Here is an 18361-nt window from a genome sequence, read left to right as displayed (position 1 = left end):
TCTCTTTTTCAACTCTAAACAAATAGTTGAAATTTGAACCAGCTAACACGCTAACAGGGTAAAAGCTGGAAACATGGTTAACAAACATCTTAACAATCTGTTAAGACGACCACTATATCCTCGTTAGTCAAAACAGAGGTATTGATCATGAAGCGCATAGTGTTTCTCGTGGCGCTTGTAGCGGTGCTGGGTGGTTGTGCATCGAGAGCCCCTACACATACAAACAATGTTTGCGCCGTCTTTGACCAAAAGGATGGTTTTTTCAATAATTGGGAGAAATCAGCCAAAAAGGCAGAAAGCCGTTATGGTATACCGATGCCGATTATCATGGCAACAATGAATACCGAATCTGGCTATAAGCATAATGCCCGTCCGCCGCGCAAAAAACTGTTCGGCTTTATTCCATGGAAGCGTCGGTCTTCAGCCTATGGTTATTCGCAGGCTCTTGACGGAACATGGGAACATTATATCCGTGCTACCGGTAATCGCGGGGCAAAGCGCACCAATTTTGCAGATGCGGCCGATTTTATCGGCTGGTATCACAGCCAAAGTGTAAAACTTAACGGTATCAATCCTAATAACGCCTATGCTCTTTATCTTAATTATTATATGGGACATAGTGCTTATGCCCGTACCGGCGGGCGGGCGAGTAGCGCCATTTTATCGGCTGCCGAAAGAACCGATCAGATGGCACGCCGTTATGACCAGCAATTGCGCCGTTGCGGGCGCCGTTAAATAAAATTCTATTTTCGAAAAGGCAGGTCTTAGCCCGTTTTGAAGATAAAGATCAGGCGCATGAGCAGATAGAATCATGCGCCTTTTTGGTGAAGCTTGATAAAAGGGAAAAGGCCTGCCGGAATTATTTATATTTTTTCATTTCAAGTTTATGACGGGCAAGAGCTGCATTGCGATATGTATCAAGCTCGTTGATCAATTTATCCCGATTGGTTTCAAGCCGGAAATTGAAACCGGAAATCATCAATTTCTTTTTTGCCTTGTCATAATAGGAGCCGCCGCGGCATTTTGCATTTTCTTCAGGTAAAAATTTGTCGTCGATAACAAATTCCATACCTACGGCGACGTTCATCGAATTGCTTTTTGAAGAATTGATCTGGAAATCTGTTATTCCGCGCCATGGCACAGGCGTTTTGAATACAGTGGTTTCCAATCCTTCCGGGGAAAGTACCATATAGGGGATACGGCGACGTATCATCGTACGGATCAGAATAACAAATAATAACAACGCCAAGGCAACAAGAATGACCATTGTCATCATCTTTCCTATTTGAAAATTCTGATAGGCAGTGCCAATGAGCGCAATTCCCAGCACCAGAAAGGCAAGAGGAATAAATACCCCACCTTCCCAAACTGTAATTCGGCCATTCGCCTCATTGATTATAGCTTTGAGGCTTTTTTCATCATTCGGAAGTTTGACATCGCTGATAAGGTGGGTTTCTTCGAGTTTTTTATCGGCCAATTTTTTCTCCCAATTTTTAAAGCCGGAATCTGCGCCATAAATTTCAATTTTGAACCGACGCATTAGCCATATTTTCGGAAAGTCATAATGTCGTTATAAAGTGGTCTGTCTTTATTTACTATGATTTTGTTATGTGCACGGGTGGAATTGTAAAATGTCATTGTCATTTTATTGAATCCGGAGACAAATAGTAACAATTGAAGACGGTATCACTATATAAAGCTCGAAAGTGTTTTTACGTTTTTCCCGTTCCAAAACGTATTAACGAAACATAACGTAATCAGTGCAAGCCAGGGTGCCTATCCCGCTTTGCAACGTTTTTTAAAGACGTGGTTGTTTTATCCGATTAACGGTTTGACTGCTTTTTTAAGTGAAAGAAAATACAATGGACAAAATTTGACTTATCTGTCAATTCTCGTTTCTGAACTGCGATTCTTTAAATAATTTGGTTTCGTGAGACTGGTTTTATGAATTGGTTTAAAGCGGTAAAAACGTCCGATCACATCGTGCTTATGGGCATGTTGTTGATGCTTCTCGGCGACTTCATGTTTGCAGCCAATGATGCCATGGGCAAGTGGCTGGTAGCAACATTTTCTGTCGGACAGGTTTTAATGCTGCGTTCGATTGGTGCGTTTCTGATTTTGGGGCCGATGCTTACTACCGTCACGCCACAAAATTTGTTTAAGCCCAAAAAACCGTTTCTTATTTTGCTGCGGGTGGTTTTCGCCACAATGGATACGGGGCTGTTTTATGCAGCTGTCGCTTATTTGCCTCTGGCAGATGTCGTTACATTTTATATGGCAGGGCCGATCTATGTGGCAGCAGTATCGCACTTTTTCCTGAATGAGCGTATCGGTTGGCGGCGTTGGCTTGCAATCTTTGTGGGCTTTATCGGCGTTATTATTGCACTTCGTCCATCATCGGCCATGCTTTCATGGCCATCGATTTTTGCGCTTCTCGGCAGTTTCGGCTTTTCGATGGTTATCGTTTTGAGCCGTGTTTTAAAAGATGTCACGGATACTGTCCTCGTTACCTGGCAAACAATCGGCGCACTTCTTGTTGGATTGGTTTTGACAATTAATCATTGGATAGAGCCAACAATGTTACAATGGGGTGCAATGGCACTTCTTGGTGTCGTATCGTGCTGTGGCCATCTTTTGATTGCCCGTTCATTAAAGCTTGCACCGGCTTCGGTGCTTGCTCCTTTGCAATATACGCTGCTGCTATGGGGCATTATTTTCGGAATAATATTTTTCAACAATTATCCGGATCGTTACATCATTATCGGAGCGGCAATTATCATCTTTGCAGGACTTTTCATTTTCCACCGCAAACGGGTGGTTGATCATAAAATTCCGGAAGAGGATATTGCCCGTATCAAACAGTGAGCGATTTTCGTCGGTAGGTGATGAAACGGGATTAGCCAAACATTGCCAAGAATTAATTTAAGGCCTCATAATTGCTCGATTTTTACCGCAATTTCGCCTTTTTGGGCGTCCAGATTATTAGTTAAGAAATAAAATTAATAACAGTAATTTTATTATCTGTTCTATAAAAGGAAGTATAAAAATGAAAAAATTACTGCTTGCGTCAGTGTTTGCTTCATCATTGCTTGCTCCGGCTTTCGTTTCTTCTGCTTTGGCAGAGCCAACACCGCCGCCTGCACATGGTGAACATCATCCAAAGCCGCCTCATCATCATATCTGGCCTGAGGATAAAGGTCCGAAGGGGCCGGAAAAAGGACATGAACATTTCAGAGGGCCTCATGCCGGAATGCATATGGCTGAAAAGCTTTCAGCGATGGAAACGGCTGTCGGTATTCGTTCAAACCAGCTTGATGCATGGCGTAAATATACTTCAAGCCTTGTTGATCTGGTTGACCTTACCCCGCCGCCACCACCAGCTCCGGATGCTAAGCCAGCCCCCGATGCGGTAAAGCCTATTTTTGGTGAACCAATTGCCGATCGGGCTCTTGATCGTGCTGAAAAAGCTAAAAAATTCAAAGACGCTGCAAGTGAACTGCGTAAGGTTCTGGACGCTGACCAGTTAGCAAAACTGGAACGCTATGCTTTGCCGCATCCGGGTCCGAAAGATGGCCCTGAAGGTCCTAAAGGGCCTGATGCGCCGGAACCTCCTGCAGACCCCCATCCATAATGGACAGCTTTTATAAGCTTAATACTTTCAATCATATTAAATGAAGAGTTCTGAACCCCGGTCGCAAGGCCGGGGTTTTCGGTTTTCTTGTCTTGTCTTTTTTAAAAAAGGCCTATTTAAAATCACACATTTGTAATAATTTATTAATTCATTAGTGTTTCGGCGTTCGAGAGCTTATATTCCAGTCGAAACTACGTTTTGGAACTTTCGTTGTTGAACGAGTTTAGCATTTAGGAAGGAACGTAAATGATGAAACATCAGAAAACATTTTTTGCATCGTTGGCATTTGCTGCTACTGCGCTTTTATCCCTGCAAACACAAGCTGGTGCAACGGGCTTGGTATCAGGTACACTTACCTGCGACAGCAAGGGCGGTATTGGACAATTTGTAAGCTCTTCAAAAGCGCTTGATTGCGAATTTATCCCGATTAACGGTCATTCGATCAACGACCATTATGTCGGTCGCATAGAAAATTACGGTCTTGACCTCGGTGTAACAGGCCGCACCAAAATGACATGGTGGGTTCTTGCAACTTCGCCTAATGCCCATTCCAATGGATCGCTTGCAGGTAATTATGGTGGTGTTGGATCAAGCATCAGCCTTGCAGCCGGTGCCGGTAGTCAACTCCTTGGCTTCGGTCCAGCCAATGGTCTCACATTGCAGCCTTTGAGTGTTGATGCCCATGAAGGCTTGAACCTTGCTCTTGGTGTATCGAAAATGTCGTTGGCTCCTGCTTATGCTGAACAACATGCGGTTTATCACCATAAAAAAGCCGTTGTTCACCACAAGAAAGCCAATGTGCATCATAAACGCGTTGCCTCTCATCACAAGAAGCACTGATATAGTTTGATTTATAACGGGGTTGCGATAGTTTAGGCTCAGAACCATAAAAGCTTGATCGTAATTCTTTGAAATAAGTTTATCAGTTAATATTCGAAAATTAATTTCAAGTTTTAAAAGCGGTCGGTCGATTTAACCGGCCGCTTTTTATTTGCGCCATCCTCGCGCAAGTTTGGACGTTTAAAAGAGGCGTCATCAACGTTGCGAGGTAATTATTGAAAATGGTCAAACTGGATCTCTACGAGAATGATAATTTCGGCAACCCCGTTATCTATGATGACGGGGATGTTTCCGATCAAAAGCGAGAAAAAAAGGAAAACGTCGTGTGTTTGACGGCGCTCGTCTTTTGCGTTCCGCTTTTTATTATTTCAGGGCTCTATGGTTTGTCGGATCTGATTGTCTATCTGAAAGCCGGTGTTTTTCACCTGACGACAATGGCCGAAATGTTTATGCTAACGCAGGCACCTGTGAACGAGACAAGTTGGGTAAGCGAAATATTGGATCAATTGCCCGTCTCGATTGTGTTTTTTCTATTGGGCGTTTTTATGCCTTTCGCCATTCTGGAAATCTTTTTCAAGTTGGAAAAATGAAGGTGAACGATGCCTATTAGCGTGATGTCGAAGGACAGTTGTTCATAACGAAGCGTGCTGCTTGCTTCAGACCCGGCATATCGGAAAATTCAATATTGAAAATTCCCTTTAACGGTTCAGCTACGTTATCTCCTTTGAGAAAGGGCGCGTCGACATGCCAATCCTGTAACGGACTTTTCGGAAGCTCGATTGTGTAGACGACCCGCCCTTCAGACAAGTTGGTCTGCACCTGGCTTATCCCCACACTCATTCCCCAGATTTGTAACGTTTGAACGGTTTGCTGATAATTCTGATAGTTCTCTGCGCTATAGCGTGTTGGTCCACTTATCTCGAGAAACATTGTTTTATGACTATCACAATAAAGACGTGCCGAAGTCTTTTTGTCATTGCTTGAAGCTATTGCGACAAGTGTTTCGTTAATTGGCGCCAATTGCCATTTTCCAATCACATCAGGTGAAAAATCGATCGAATAGTTTCGTATTTCATCACTTGAAAATATATGTGAATCCGCATTATCCCAATTTATGAAAGCTATGACGGGATTAAACCCCATTTCTTCCGAGTAATCTGTTATATAAGCAATGTCGGCAAGTTGTTGTTGGCGTACGCTGACTTCCTGACCAGAGGTGGTACCAGCTCCGTCAAGTGGCGGACGGTAGGTGCGTAATTCCAGTTTACCGTTATTGACATTGCGAGCTCTACCGCCCAGAAATGCCCATATGCAAGCTTCCCGGCATATTCCGTCGATCCGTTCCGAAACGGTTTTGACTTCTTGTGTTTCTGAAGCAGGGTTATTTTCGGTTTTGTCTTTGTCGTCGGCTTTGCTATCTGCTTTATCGGCAGATTTGTCATCATTCTGATTTGCCAGTTTTTCATTTTCCAGAGGTTTAACGATTGTGTTGCCGACAGTTGTATCGAAATTATGTTTCCTGATCTCTCTGCCCAATGCAATTGCCGCAAGGATATCCCCTCCGTTGGAGTGAAAAGATATCAACAAGCCATCGGGGACAGAAAGCGGATCGGCAAGCTTGTTTTCTTCAAGAAAGCGATTGAACGATGCGGGCGTATCTGGAACGATGTTGCCTTCCGCACTGATCCAGCGACATGTGGGACATTGACCTTCATTGCTTGTGTGGAGAGCAAAAGTCATAGGCTTTCCCGATGGTTCTGTCGGTGTATTCTGTGCCGGAGAAGGATTTTCGGGCTGTTGGTTGCCTTCGACCTTGGTTGCATCAACAGGCGCTGTCGTTTTTGTTGCTACTGCGGGTGCTGTCGTTGTTGTTGATTTCGTTGGTGCTGTCGCTGTTGCTTGCTCAGGGGTTGTTGATGTCTTGTCATTATTCCGGCCTTCCTGAGCGAAGGCGAAAGAGCACAGGGTAAGACACATAATGAACGCAGCCACAACAGGTTTCATAAACACCACTCCGCCTGAGAATATTAATAATCTGTTAATTTGTATCACTGGTCCCAATCTTCTGCAATGTTCGCCAAAGATGAGCGAAGTGCTTTCAATCGGATTATTGAATTTATCGAAAAATATGATTTCAAATATGGATTTGTCTTCAGTTTTTGTGTCTTAACCGGCCAACTATGTGACGAGTTTGAAGACCTATACAAAATATTGTGAGCTTTTAACTTACAAAAATTCGACTGCCAGTAGAAGGAAAATGGAACTGTAGAAAGAGGGAATAAAATATCAGGCCTCTTCAAGTCTCCGGTGCCGTCGAGACAATTACGTAAATTTTTCAAGGTTTCCCTGAATTCACAACAACCTGTTTGCAAAGGTGAGAAATGTAAAATCCGAATGCTGCGCAAGGGGCAAGAAGCAGCATTGAACAACCGATTGAATTGAAAACGAGGCCGAAGTTGACGCCCAGATAGCTTATTGGCAGAAATAGGCTGCAAAGGGCACAAATAAATGCCGCAAGAAAGATAGAAACGAAGTCTATCTGGCGTTTCAGGAACGCAATAATTGCAATAAATCCGCTGAAAATAAGGCCTGCATTAAGATAGGCAAGAGAAAGACTGGCGGTAAAAAACGAAGCTGGCGGAAAGGAAAAGAGCAATGCCCGCCATAGGATCGTTCCCGATTGCCATAGGGGCGGTGCAGAAATAAAAAAGATAATGAACAGAAAAAGTGCAAAAAACAACCGGCTTCCATGGTGGAAACGGGGCGATGGCCGAATGATTTTTTGAAAACGTTTCCCGTTAAATGGCACACCCAGCAAATATAGTAGCACGCCGCCAATTAAAGAAAGGCTGATAGCGGTCAAAAGATAAACAGCCAAAACATAAAGTCCAGTGAGCTGCCAATCCGATTTCGATACAAAAATACTATCAACAATCCAGAAAACCAGAGAGATGGCGATTGTTATGCTAAAAAGCCAGCGCCAGGAGAGGGAACCTTGAAGGCGCAGCCTGCGCACGCCACAGAAAACGGTAAGGCTCACAAGCATGAGGCCGGCGGTGTTTATTTCTCCGGAGATTGTACCGCGCGCTCCAAGATAGCTCAAACTATCACCTACCATGATCCATAATGTGATGATGATATAAAGTACCGGACCGTAAATTGCATAGACGATTGCAAATTTCATAGCATCAACAAGCCGAGGCCGTTCTATTTCCTTGTAACGCAATGTAAGGCCGCTCAAGTTCAGAATGATAAAGAATAAGAAACCGGCAAAAATCCATGCAATTGTCCAATAAAGGAATGCTTCATTCTGGATACCCACACTGGCAAAAAGTGTGGGAAACAGAAATTTGAAAGCACGAATGGCACCGTCGAACAAAAGTGCCATCAAGACCGAGGTTATCAACGTAAATCGCAGGGAAATACTTCCCCAGCTCGCGCTTCTCGCCGCCAATATAAAAGCGATGAGACAGGCGGTTATAAAACTTGGCAGATAGATCTGATAAGGCCGGAAGAAAGCAATGGTCAATGAAAAGCCGAATGTTTTAAACCATCCGCCGAACAGGAGGAAAAAGAAAGACCATGCTGTAGGCAGAATGATAATCCCAGCAACAAAGACAAGCACAGCTTGGAGAAAGCGCGCTAGCAAAAAACCGACGGGGCGTACTGTTATGTCGGCATTTTTACTCATGAGAAAAAATATCCTTTATTCTCGAATACTGATAACTGTCACAGCATAGTATTACCATGGAGCCAATCCCGTTTTTTGCGTAATAAACGAAAGCGCGGTTTTTTCCGAACTTCAGACCTTTGGAATACTATTTTAAAATGTTTCGCTCGCGCTTGCTTTACAGTTTTTTAAAACATACAGGTTTTTCAGGTTTTAACAGATAGGTATCGATCTGTTTCGAGAAGTATTTTGCTCCAACCGCCGGACATCAATCATTGACCGGTTTATCAAGTCTGAAACCGGTTGCAAGAATCCAGCAAACCCAGCCGACAAATATCCATTGGATGAAGCCATAAGAGAGCCTACGAAGAATATCTTCACTTGTTATATGCACCATATTGGGCTCGGGCGTAACAATCTGGGACATAACAATATAGAATATTTCCACGCATAAACTAACCAGAATGGTACGCCAAATGGATGCTGAAAGTGAAAGCCCTAGTCCTCGTGAGGGAGGAAGAGAACAAAATACTCCGCTTAAAAACACCGAAGGCATGTAATAGGAATAACCGGATAAAAATCTTGAACGCACATCGTTACTAAAAACATCGAAAATCTCTACGAGCAGATTTGTGCCGCCAACCCAATGATGAAGAAGATAAACTCCGGCAATTGTCTGGACGGCAGGCCCAAGCAACAGAAAAATTGTAATAACGCCAAAGCCACGCATGGGGTAGCTATAAAGAGTTGATTTATTATGGTCTGTCATAATGCTCACAAGTCATCGAGTTGTTAGATGACTTTTAAGTTTTCATTTCCGCGTGTGCAAGCCAATAAATATAATAGACCATATAGGCAAACCAGATTGGTACAATGATATAAAGAAATGGTGTCAGTAGCACGTAAACGAGAATTGAATTGAGCGGTAATGTAACACGCGCAAGATTAAGATAGAAAGCAACTCCGATTGCCCCCATCAGATAAATAGCCCCCGAATAGGACATCACAAATACTATAGGCAATCTTTTTAACTGATAAAGGTAGACTGTAGGAAAAATCGAAAAAACGGCAGCTTCCAGCAGATTTTCCGCAAGATAGAATAATATAGCCGCGATACTACTGAAATTTTCCATCATATCGAGAATGAAACGGTCATTGAAAAAACGTGAATATAAAAAATAGTTTGTCATGCAACGACAAACGCATAATCCGAAACCACCGACCACAGTAAAAATAAGAAAAGCTATAACTGCCTGTTTTCGCAAAACGACCCCCTCGTCACGATCCTGCTGATAGGAAGAATTTTGCACCTTGCTATAAGCAGATAAATCGTATTTTTAACGTTTTTCATGATAGCTGTTCTTCTAAAAGGTAAAAAATATAAGGTAGAAAAATTTTTACTACATTAAGTGAAAAGCGCTAGAAACTTCCTCAATATTAACCGCTTGACGCAAATATTGAAAGAGAAAAATTCTCCTTGCCAAGTAGAAAAACATTTTAATGAGCGGGTTTAAAAAAACGGTAGAAAAAAGAATATTTTTTATAATATATAAAGATATAGCCAGATGAATTTTTATAAAACAATATAACTAATATAATATTGTTTATATTATCTCATAAATTTGAAAATATATATAGAACAATTATAATAATATTGACAAATAAATAAAATTATATTAATTATCTTCATTTTTACATTTAAAATGTAACTCTGAAATTAAAAACGTTTATGGATAAATATATATCCCTATTGGAGATACGATTTCCCCGTTTAAAGGCTTTATCAAGATGTCTTTTGCTTCATCTTAAACGTGTAATTGAGGGGAGGGTAGTGTTAAACAATCAGATTAAGACCTGCAACGATTGCAATAGAAGTCATAAAACCTCATAAATTCAATCGGTAAATCTCATTGAACCGGGAGACTATTTTTTATCTGCTCCTGAACAAACAACGAAGAAATCGGGCACAATTCTTTCAAAATTTATGGCAACATTCAAATGTTGACAAAACTTAAGAATAGTCCCGATTCCAGTCATTTAGCTTGAAAAAATAAAACGTTTCCCAACGAACGTTTTATTGCAAGGTAACCGTTTTCAATTCCTGATCGTTTGCGCCTTCCAGAGCCTTGGCGCGAACATCGGAAAGGATAATCGGCTCACCGCCAGCCCCGAACAAAGCCCATAAAGAAATGCCGGGTGTCATTGGTGGCATATTCGGAAATTTTTTACTTAATTCATCGGTACGAATTTTGCGCAGATAGGCAAGTTCGCCCTCACCGAGCAAAGCAAATTCCTGCATGGACAAAGATTTTTCGTTTTTCATTTTCTTCTCCTGTCGCATTACTCGTCGTCTATGGCACTGATCGTAATGCGTTTGACGCGCTTTTCCGGAGCCGGTCTTTCAAGATCTATTGAAAGCAAGCCGTTCTTGAGCTCCGCAGCCCCTACCTTTATTCCATCTGCCAGCACAAAAGCCCGCTGGAATTGGCGAGAGGCAATACCTCTGTGGAGATATTCGAATTCCTCATCGTCAGCTTGCCGACCGCGAATAATAAGCTGATTATCCTCAACCGTGACATCAAGGTCTTCCGGCGTGAAACCGGCGACTGCCAATGTAATTCGCAGTCGTTCATTTGGTTCCTCACCGGACAAACGCACAATGTTATAAGGAGGATAGCCATCGCCCGATTTATTCAAACGGTCGAGCGTTTTTTCCATTGTTTCGAAGCCTAACAGCAACGGGTTGGAAAAAGGTGTCATGCGTGTCATAAGGTAGTCCTCTTCGAAGCGACTATTGAACAGAAAACCCGTTTTGGCATTTTCTGCTTTTAGCTGTTATATGGAAATTTCAAGATTGAAGTTCAAGACAGGTTTTTAAAAGGTAATGACGGATGTGAAGGCCAAAAGGTCGAAAGTCGGGAAAATAGCGGGAACTGCCTATACAGGTGACGAAATCGAAGAAATTTTTCGCCGTTTTTCGGTTCAGCGACCAAATCCGAGAAGCGATCTTGTTTATGAAAGCCCGTTCACTTTGCTTGTGGCGGTGGTTTTGTCGGCACAAGCGACCGACGCAAGCGTGAACAAAGCAACAAAACCGCTTTTTGCTGTTGCCGATACGCCCGCGAAGATGGCCGATCTCGGAGAAGAAGGCATTGCCGGTTATATCCGTACGATTGGCCTGTGGCGGGCAAAAGCCAAAAATGTCTATGCGCTTTCCAAAATATTGAACGAAAAATATGCCGGAAAAGTGCCTGATACCAGAGAAGCTCTGATGGCACTTCCAGGTGTCGGGCGTAAAACTGCGAATGTTGTGCTTAATGTTGCTTTTAATCAGCCGACTATGGCGGTTGACACCCATATTTTCCGGTTTTGTAACCGGATAGAACTGGCACCCGGAAAAACGCCTGAAGAGGTTGAAAAGAAACTTGTCAAAATAATACCCGAAAAATATATGGCCTACGCCCATCACTGGTTGATTTTACATGGTCGTTACATCTGTAAAGCCCGTAAACCGGATTGTGTGCATTGTATTATTGCCGATATTTGCAAGGCAGCTATTAAAACAAGTTCTATTCCCGCACCTCTTGTCGAAGTGAAAGGCAATGGTGCGCCGGTTCCGGTTTAACAGTCAAAAGATTAATCCTGTTTGCGGCAATCCGGATAGCCAATGACATTTCCGGATAGCCAATGACATTAAAGACAAAAATTATACATTATCCGATTAGTCGGAGCGGAATCGTTGGAACTGCCCGGTGAAATAACAGACAGGCTTGGCCGGTTTTGGGGGCTAAATTTTATAAAAATGTGCGCCCGATTTCCGGCGCACAATTGCTTTTTTTTGGCTTATATAAACTTTCATGACACTTCTAACCAATAATACAGACCAGCTTTATGAAGCTCTGATCAATCGGGATCGCTCCTATGACGGGCATGTCTTTGTTTGCGTGACAACGACAGGCATTTTTTGTCGGCTATCGTGTCCGGCGCGAAAGCCCAAGCGGGAAAACGTATTTTTCTGTGACAGTGCGGCGGCATGTCTCGAACAGGGCTATCGGCCTTGCCAGAAATGCCATCCGCTGGAAGCAGGTGGCCACGTTGATCCGCTTTTTCGTAATTTAATGGCGAGACTGGATGAAAATCCCGATCACATATGGTCGGAAGACGATATTGTACGGATGGGGTTTGACCCTTCCACAGTGCGGCGCGTTTTTAAACGCCAGATAGGCATGACGTTTCTCGAATTAGTGCGCTTGAAAAGAGCAAGCCGGGGGGCTGTACTGCTTTCTCACGGACAACCGGTAATCGAAGCACAACTTTCCGCCGGCTACGATTCGGGCAGCGGCTTTCGTGAAGCAATCCTCAAGCTCATCGGTCACCCACCGAAAGCAATACAAAATCGCACTCTTCTAAAAGCGGCGTGGATTGAAACACCGATAGGTGAAATGCTTGCCGTCAGTGACCAACATGTCTTGCATCTTTTGGAGTTTTTCGACCGCAAGGGGCTGTTGACAGAACTCAAGAAATTGCAGTCCGCGACCCGCTCTTCCATCAGTTTTGAAAGAACAGCGGTAATTGACAAGGTAGAAGCCGAGTTGGCCGATTATTATCAAGGAAAAAGCTGCCATTTTGAAACACCGCTTGCCAAAGTTTCTGGTGGCTTTGCACCCCTTGTCTGGGAGGCTTTGCGCCAAATACCGGCGGGGGAGACACGCTCTTACAGTGAATTGGCGCGTAGATTGGATAGACCTACAGCTATGCGGGCGGTGGCACGTGCAAACGGGCAAAATCAGATTGCAATCATCATCCCCTGTCATAGGGTGATCGGTGCGGATGGTTCGCTTACCGGTTATGCTGGCGGTTTGTGGCGTAAAGATTGGCTTTTGCGCCATGAAAAAAAGTATTTTGCATAAAAGTCTGCTTGCTATTTGTGAGGCTCTGTTTTATGAGAACCCAGTTCAAGCCGTCCGGCAGGGCATGCCGTGACGACTTTTATGCTTGTTCGTGCTTTGGTCAGTACGAACATCAATCACAACAATGGAGAAGCAAAATGCCCAAAATGAAGACCAAATCGGCTGCCAAAAAGCGGTTCAAAATTACCGCTACAGGCAAAATCAAGGCAGCTGCCGCAGGCAAGCAGCATGGCATGATCAAACGTTCCAACCAGTTTTTGCGTGATGCACGTGGCACCATGGTTCTTGGTGCACCTGACGCCAAGAAAATCATCAAAAACTATTTGCCGAACGGCCTTTAAAAGTTAGCTCTTAAGGAGATTATGACATGGCACGCGTAAAACGCGGCGTAACTGCACACGCCAAACACAAAAAAGTTATCAAACTTGCTGAAGGTTTTTACGGACGTCGTAAAAATACAATCCGTACAGCCAAAGCTGCTGTCGACCGTTCACGGCAATATGCCTATCGTGATCGCAAAAATCGCAAGCGCAGTTTCCGCGCATTGTGGATCCAGCGTATCAATGCTGCTGTCCGTCTTGAGGGCTTGACTTATGGCCGTTTCATCGATGGTCTTGCCAAGGCAGGAATCGAGATCGACCGCAAGGTTCTTTCAGATATTGCTATTCATGAGCCTGCAACATTCTCCAAGCTTGTTGCTTCGGCAAAAAAGGCGTTGGAATATTTGAAGAAAACCACACCGAATGCTTTTGAAGGCGCCGTCAAGTAAGCCGGTCGCGTTCCTTTAAAAACAAAACATTCTTTCGGAACCCGCACTGGTTGAAGCCGGTTGCGGGTTTTTGTTTTGAGGCGTTATGAGCGAGATAAATTCTTTCATATCCGAGCCATTGAGCGATTCTGACAAGAAGCTTTTTCATTCTTGTGAAGGGAAGCGCATTGCCAGCGTCATGCGCGAGGGCAAAAAGGTCTGGATCAAGCGGCAGGGAATTGAAAAGCGCCCATGGGGCAAGCGGCTTCATGACCGTTTATCTTTTTTATTACCGGCTGCATTTATGAAATCTTCGCCATTGCGTGATCCCCTTGCCATGAACGAGCAGGAAATACGTAAAATCGAGAAATTCAGCAAAGCAGGTATAGTAGTTCCCGAAATTCTTGCCGTCGATGGACCGGCTTTGATGATTTCCGATGTTGGTCAAACTGTACAAAAACGCCTTGATTTTTTAAAAAAGACAGATGTTCACGAACATGAAAAGTTACTGGTTCAATGCGGTGAAGCTTTAGGAAAAGTGCATCACGCCGGACTAGTGCATGGCAGGCCTCATCCCCGTGATATGTTTATGGCAGGAAACGAGCTCGGTTTTTTCGATTTCGAGGAAGAGCCGGAAGCAGTGATGCCAATTCCCACAGCCCAGGCGCGTGATGCGTGGTTATTATTTTTTCAAGTGTCGGCGCAATCACTTGAAAAAAACAAAACCGATAATGCCGCTTTTGATGCATGGAAAAAGCAAGTTTCACCGGAGACCTTGAAACAGCTTGAAAAAATTGTCCGGTTTTTTTCTATTTTTATCACTCCGTTAAAATTGGCACGGTTTATTTACCTTGGTGGTGATGGCAAACGTATGTTAAGCGCTATGGAGTTTCTTTCTTCCAATTTGAAAAACAGGCATCCAATTTAAAGAACAGGCAAAGACATGAACGATATTGACAGTCTGGAAAAAGAAATCTGTGCGGCAATTGAAGCTGCACAAGACGAGCAGGCACTGGAAGCAGTGCGTGTCAGCGCCCTTGGAAAAAAGGGCAGTGTTTCGGAAAAACTCAAAAGCCTTGGTGGCATGAGCGCTGAAGAGCGCCAAAAAGCCGGACCGGTGATAAACGGTTTGAAAAATCGGGTTCTGGAGCTTTTGGGCGAAAAACGCAAGGCACTGAAGCGTGCGGCAACTGAAGCGCGTCTTAAAAATGAAACAGTTGACGTTACATTGCCTGTGCGTCCATCTCCGGAAGCCCGCGGGCGCATCCATCCGATTGCACAAGTGATTGACGAGATCACCGCAATTTATGCTGATATGGGCTTTTCCATTGCCGAAGGGCCGGATATCGAAACCGATTATTATAACTTTACCGCCCTCAACTTTCCTGAAGGCCACCCCGCCCGCGAGATGCATGATACGTTCTTTTTCAATCCGGACGAGAAAGGCGAAAGGCGACTTTTGCGCACGCATACATCGCCCGTTCAGGTTCGTACGATGGAAAAGCAAAAACCGCCAATCCGCATTATCATTCCGGGAAAAACCTATCGTATGGATTCGGATGCCACCCATTCACCGATGTTCCATCAGGTAGAAGGACTGGTTGTCGATAAAAAATCGACCATTGCCAATATTATGTGGGTACATGAAGAATTCTGTAAGGCATTTTTTGAAGTTCCTTCATTGAAGATGCGTTTTCGCCCTTCGTTCTTTCCGTTTACCGAACCGTCGATGGAAGTGGATATCCAGTGTGATCGCTCCGGTACAGAAGTAAAATTCGGCGAGGGCAATGACTGGCTCGAAATATTGGGCTGCGGCATGGTGCACCCGAATGTGTTGAAAAACGTCGGTTTTGATCCGGATGAATATCAGGGTTTTGCCTGGGGAATGGGAATCGATCGTATCGCGATGTTGAAATACGGCATGCCCGATTTGCGTGCATTTTTTGATGCCGACATACGCTGGATCGAACATTATGGTTTCCGTCCGCTTGATGTGCCAACGCTTTTTGGCGGTCTCAGCAATTCATAAACTCACACCCGCGTCTTGCGTTTTGAAAAGAGGTTTTGAACAATGAAATTTACTTTGTCCTGGTTGAAGGATCATCTGGAGACAGACGCATCGCTCGGCGAGATTTGTGATCGGCTTACCGATATAGGCCTCGAGGTTGATAGCGTCGATGACCGCAAAAGCTTTGATGTTTTTGTAATTGCCAAAGTTTTGACAGCCAAAAAACATCCCGATTCGGATCATTTACAGATTTTGACTGTTGATACCGGCGGGGATAAACCCATTCAGGTGGTTTGTGGTGCTCCTAATGCGAAGGCCGGATTGATCGGGGTTTTTGCCCCTCCGGGCGCTTATATTCCGGGGCTCGATGTTACTTTGTCAGTCGGTAAAATCCGTGGTGTCGAAAGTTTCGGCATGATGTGCTCCGAACGCGAGCTTGAACTTTCAAATGAACATAACGGCATTATCGAACTTGGCTCCGATGCACCCGTAGGCAAAGCGTTTGCTGCCTATTGTGGTCTTAATGATCCGCTCATTGATGTCGGCCTCACGCCGAACCGTCCTGATTGTACGGGTGTCTATGGCATTGCCCGTGATCTTGCAGCAAGCGGCATTGGAAAGTTGAAGCCGCTTGAAGTTCCTTCTATTTCCGGCGAAGGAGAGCCGTCGGTAACCGTGTCGCTTGATTTTGGTGATACGGCGCCTTTATGTCTCGGATTTTCATGGCGTGAAATTCGTGACGTCAACAATGTCCAGTCGCCGAAATGGATACAACGCCGCCTTAATGCAATCGGCTTGCGTCCAATCAATGCACTTGTCGACATGACCAATTATATTACGGTTGATCTCGGCCGTCCGCTCCATGTTTTTGATGCCGATAAGGTAAAAGGAAAACTCACCGTCCGTCGTGGGCGCAAGGGTGATAAACTTCTTGCCCTTAACGGCAAGGAATATGAATTGGGACCGGATAATTGCGTCATTTCCGATGATAATGGTGTCCAGTCCATTGGTGGCATAATGGGTGGGGAAGCAACAGGATGCGATGAAAACACGAAAAATGTTATCATTGAATCGGCATTGTGGGATCCACGCAATGTCGCAGCAACGGGGCGCTCGCTCAGTATTGTTTCGGATGCACGTTATCGTTTTGAACGCGGTGTCGATCCGGAATTTATGGAACCGGGACTGGCCTTTGCCACCGAAATGGCAATGAAACTTTGTGGTGGCAAGCCTTCAAAAGCCCATACAATCGGGACGAAGAGTGTCGAACAAAAGGTGATCCGCTTCCCGTTTGCCGAAATCAAGCGTTTGACCGGTCTGGAATTAAGCCATGAAGCGGCAACAATCATATTGCAACATTTAGGCTTTGTTGTTGAAGGCAAAGGCGATGTTGTCACGGTGAAAGTACCAACATGGCGTCCTGATATTGATGGTAAGGCCGATCTCGTCGAAGAGGTTATGCGTATCCATGGTTTGAACAATATCAAGCCGGAACCTTTGGAACGGCCATCTTCTGTGAGCGGGAAAATTCTTACCACAATACAGATCAGGCAGCGCTCTGCACGTCGTGCTCTGGCTTGTCGGGGCTTGATGGAAGCAATCACATGGTCTTTCATTTCGGAAAAACAGGCCAAGGCATTCGGCGGCGGCAAGCCTGAATTGAAGCTATTGAACCCGATTGCTGCCGATATGTCGGATATGCGTCCTTCACTGCTTCCGGGATTGATTGCGGCTGCCCAACGCAATGCCGATCGTGGCTTTCCCGATCTCGGCCTATTTGAAATTTCGGCTACATTCGAGGGTAATACACCCGAGACACAAAGACGTGTCGCCGGCGGTATCCGCCGTGGTACTTACAAGCTTGATGGTTCGGGGCGTTTTTGGGCCGGTTCTGCCAAACCTGTCGATGTTTTTGATGCCAAGGCCGATGCACTTTGCGTGCTCGATGCTTGCGGGCTTGACGCTTCAAAGGTGCAGATAGAAACTGGCGCTCCAGAGTGGTATCATCCGGGACGTTCCGGTGTTATCAAATTGGGGCCGAAAATTATTCTTGGTACCTTTGGTGAATTCCACCCCGATGTTCTCGAGGAACTTGATGTAACAGGACCATTGTGCGGTTTTGAAGTCTATATCGACCGTATTCCCGAACCACGCAAGAAGGCAACCAAAACACGCCCGCCTTTGGTTCTGTCGCCATACCAGATGATACGGCGCGATTTTGCTTTTGTCATGGATAAATCTGTCAATGCTGCCACGGTCATTCGTGCAGCAAGCGGAGCCGATAAAAAGCTTATCCAGTCTGTCGAGATATTCGATGTCTTCGAGGGGGCAAGCCTTGGAGAAGATAAGAAATCAATTGCGATCGAAGTGGCAATCCAGCCCCATGAACGCACTTTGACTGACGAAGATATCGAAGCTCTGGCGAAAAAAATTATCGATAATGTTGCAAAATCGACCGGAGCGACATTGCGCCAATAGTCTTTCCTGATCTCAAGTGTCGAGAGAAGAGTTTAGAAAATGATTAAGGGGCAAAGCGGATTTGCCCCTTTATTTT

The 18361-nt window shown here is 44.6% G+C and carries 19 protein-coding genes; 12 read left to right on the top strand and 7 right to left on the bottom strand.

Features of this window, described 5'->3' with window-relative positions:
* The first annotated feature begins 147 nt into the window (after window positions 1-147).
* Entirely contained in the window at window positions 148-735 is a 588-nt protein-coding gene (locus tag H3V12_RS07920) for a hypothetical protein (RefSeq protein ID WP_075869638.1), read from the top strand.
* 124 nt (window positions 736-859) lie between these two features.
* On the opposite strand, the gene H3V12_RS07915 is transcribed toward H3V12_RS07920, so the two are convergent.
* Window positions 860-1477: a hypothetical protein gene (locus H3V12_RS07915; RefSeq protein ID WP_198214232.1), complete on the bottom strand. Its 618-nt coding sequence runs from the start codon at window positions 1475-1477 to the stop codon at window positions 860-862.
* A gap of 467 nt (window positions 1478-1944) precedes the next feature.
* Here H3V12_RS07915 and H3V12_RS07910 point away from each other — a divergent pair, with 467 nt between their 5' ends.
* From H3V12_RS07910 to H3V12_RS07895, 4 genes are all read left to right on the top strand, one after another.
* Complete coding sequence (locus tag H3V12_RS07910) at window positions 1945-2865, top strand: DMT family transporter (protein WP_198214231.1); 921 nt, start codon at window positions 1945-1947, stop codon at window positions 2863-2865.
* Between the two features lie 181 nt (window positions 2866-3046).
* Window positions 3047-3631: a hypothetical protein gene (locus tag H3V12_RS07905; RefSeq protein ID WP_198214230.1), complete on the top strand. Its 585-nt coding sequence runs from the start codon at window positions 3047-3049 to the stop codon at window positions 3629-3631.
* A 246-nt stretch (window positions 3632-3877) separates the two neighbouring features.
* Window positions 3878-4471, top strand: a complete 594-nt coding sequence (locus H3V12_RS07900) for a DUF992 domain-containing protein (protein WP_246713072.1) — start codon at window positions 3878-3880, stop codon at window positions 4469-4471.
* 221 nt (window positions 4472-4692) lie between these two features.
* Window positions 4693-5061 (top strand): hypothetical protein, encoded by a 369-nt coding sequence (locus H3V12_RS07895; RefSeq protein WP_198214229.1) that lies wholly within the window; start codon window positions 4693-4695, stop codon window positions 5059-5061.
* 16 nt (window positions 5062-5077) lie between these two features.
* Here H3V12_RS07895 and H3V12_RS07890 read toward each other — a convergent pair whose 3' ends face one another.
* From H3V12_RS07890 to H3V12_RS07865, 6 genes are all read right to left on the bottom strand, one after another.
* The gene (locus H3V12_RS07890) at window positions 5078-6475 is read right to left on the bottom strand and encodes a hypothetical protein (RefSeq protein ID WP_198214228.1); all 1398 of its coding nucleotides are present in this window, start codon (window positions 6473-6475) and stop codon (window positions 5078-5080) included.
* Between the two features lie 331 nt (window positions 6476-6806).
* Entirely contained in the window at window positions 6807-8162 is a 1356-nt protein-coding gene (locus H3V12_RS07885; RefSeq protein WP_198214227.1) for a hypothetical protein, read from the bottom strand.
* Between the two features lie 247 nt (window positions 8163-8409).
* Complete coding sequence (locus tag H3V12_RS07880) at window positions 8410-8910, bottom strand: hypothetical protein (RefSeq protein WP_198214226.1); 501 nt, start codon at window positions 8908-8910, stop codon at window positions 8410-8412.
* A 34-nt stretch (window positions 8911-8944) separates the two neighbouring features.
* Complete coding sequence (locus H3V12_RS07875; protein WP_198214225.1) at window positions 8945-9451, bottom strand: hypothetical protein; 507 nt, start codon at window positions 9449-9451, stop codon at window positions 8945-8947.
* Window positions 9452-10215: 764 nt separating this feature from the next.
* Window positions 10216-10464: a DUF1150 family protein gene (locus tag H3V12_RS07870; protein WP_075869938.1), complete on the bottom strand. Its 249-nt coding sequence runs from the start codon at window positions 10462-10464 to the stop codon at window positions 10216-10218.
* 17 nt (window positions 10465-10481) lie between these two features.
* Window positions 10482-10910 (bottom strand): Hsp20 family protein, encoded by a 429-nt coding sequence (locus tag H3V12_RS07865; RefSeq protein WP_075869649.1) that lies wholly within the window; start codon window positions 10908-10910, stop codon window positions 10482-10484.
* Window positions 10911-11025: 115 nt separating this feature from the next.
* Between H3V12_RS07865 and nth the strand changes: the two genes are divergently transcribed.
* The 7 genes from nth (at window position 11026) to pheT (ending at window position 18285) form a co-directional block, all read left to right on the top strand.
* A complete protein-coding gene (gene nth, locus H3V12_RS07860; protein WP_198214224.1) occupies window positions 11026-11766 on the top strand; it encodes an endonuclease III in 741 nt (246 codons plus the stop codon).
* 232 nt (window positions 11767-11998) lie between these two features.
* The gene (locus H3V12_RS07855) at window positions 11999-13051 is read left to right on the top strand and encodes a trifunctional transcriptional activator/DNA repair protein Ada/methylated-DNA--[protein]-cysteine S-methyltransferase (protein ID WP_198214223.1); all 1053 of its coding nucleotides are present in this window, start codon (window positions 11999-12001) and stop codon (window positions 13049-13051) included.
* A gap of 137 nt (window positions 13052-13188) precedes the next feature.
* Window positions 13189-13392, top strand: coding sequence for a 50S ribosomal protein L35 (gene rpmI, locus H3V12_RS07850; protein WP_075869939.1), 204 nt, complete (start codon window positions 13189-13191; stop codon window positions 13390-13392).
* 26 nt (window positions 13393-13418) lie between these two features.
* Window positions 13419-13820, top strand: a complete 402-nt coding sequence (gene rplT / locus H3V12_RS07845; RefSeq protein ID WP_075869652.1) for a 50S ribosomal protein L20 — start codon at window positions 13419-13421, stop codon at window positions 13818-13820.
* An 85-nt stretch (window positions 13821-13905) separates the two neighbouring features.
* Window positions 13906-14727, top strand: a complete 822-nt coding sequence (locus tag H3V12_RS07840; protein ID WP_198214222.1) for a serine/threonine protein phosphatase — start codon at window positions 13906-13908, stop codon at window positions 14725-14727.
* Between the two features lie 15 nt (window positions 14728-14742).
* A complete protein-coding gene (gene pheS / locus H3V12_RS07835; protein ID WP_075913650.1) occupies window positions 14743-15828 on the top strand; it encodes a phenylalanine--tRNA ligase subunit alpha in 1086 nt (361 codons plus the stop codon).
* A gap of 42 nt (window positions 15829-15870) precedes the next feature.
* Window positions 15871-18285, top strand: coding sequence for a phenylalanine--tRNA ligase subunit beta (gene pheT, locus H3V12_RS07830; RefSeq protein WP_198214221.1), 2415 nt, complete (start codon window positions 15871-15873; stop codon window positions 18283-18285).
* Window positions 18286-18361 lie beyond the last annotated feature (76 nt).

It is taken from the genome of Bartonella sp. W8167 (assembly GCF_016100335.1).
Classification (GTDB): Bacteria; Pseudomonadota; Alphaproteobacteria; order Rhizobiales; family Rhizobiaceae; genus Bartonella; species Bartonella apis.
The sequence above is the reverse complement of the archived record's forward strand: the minus strand, read 5'-3'. Positions and strand labels throughout refer to the sequence as shown.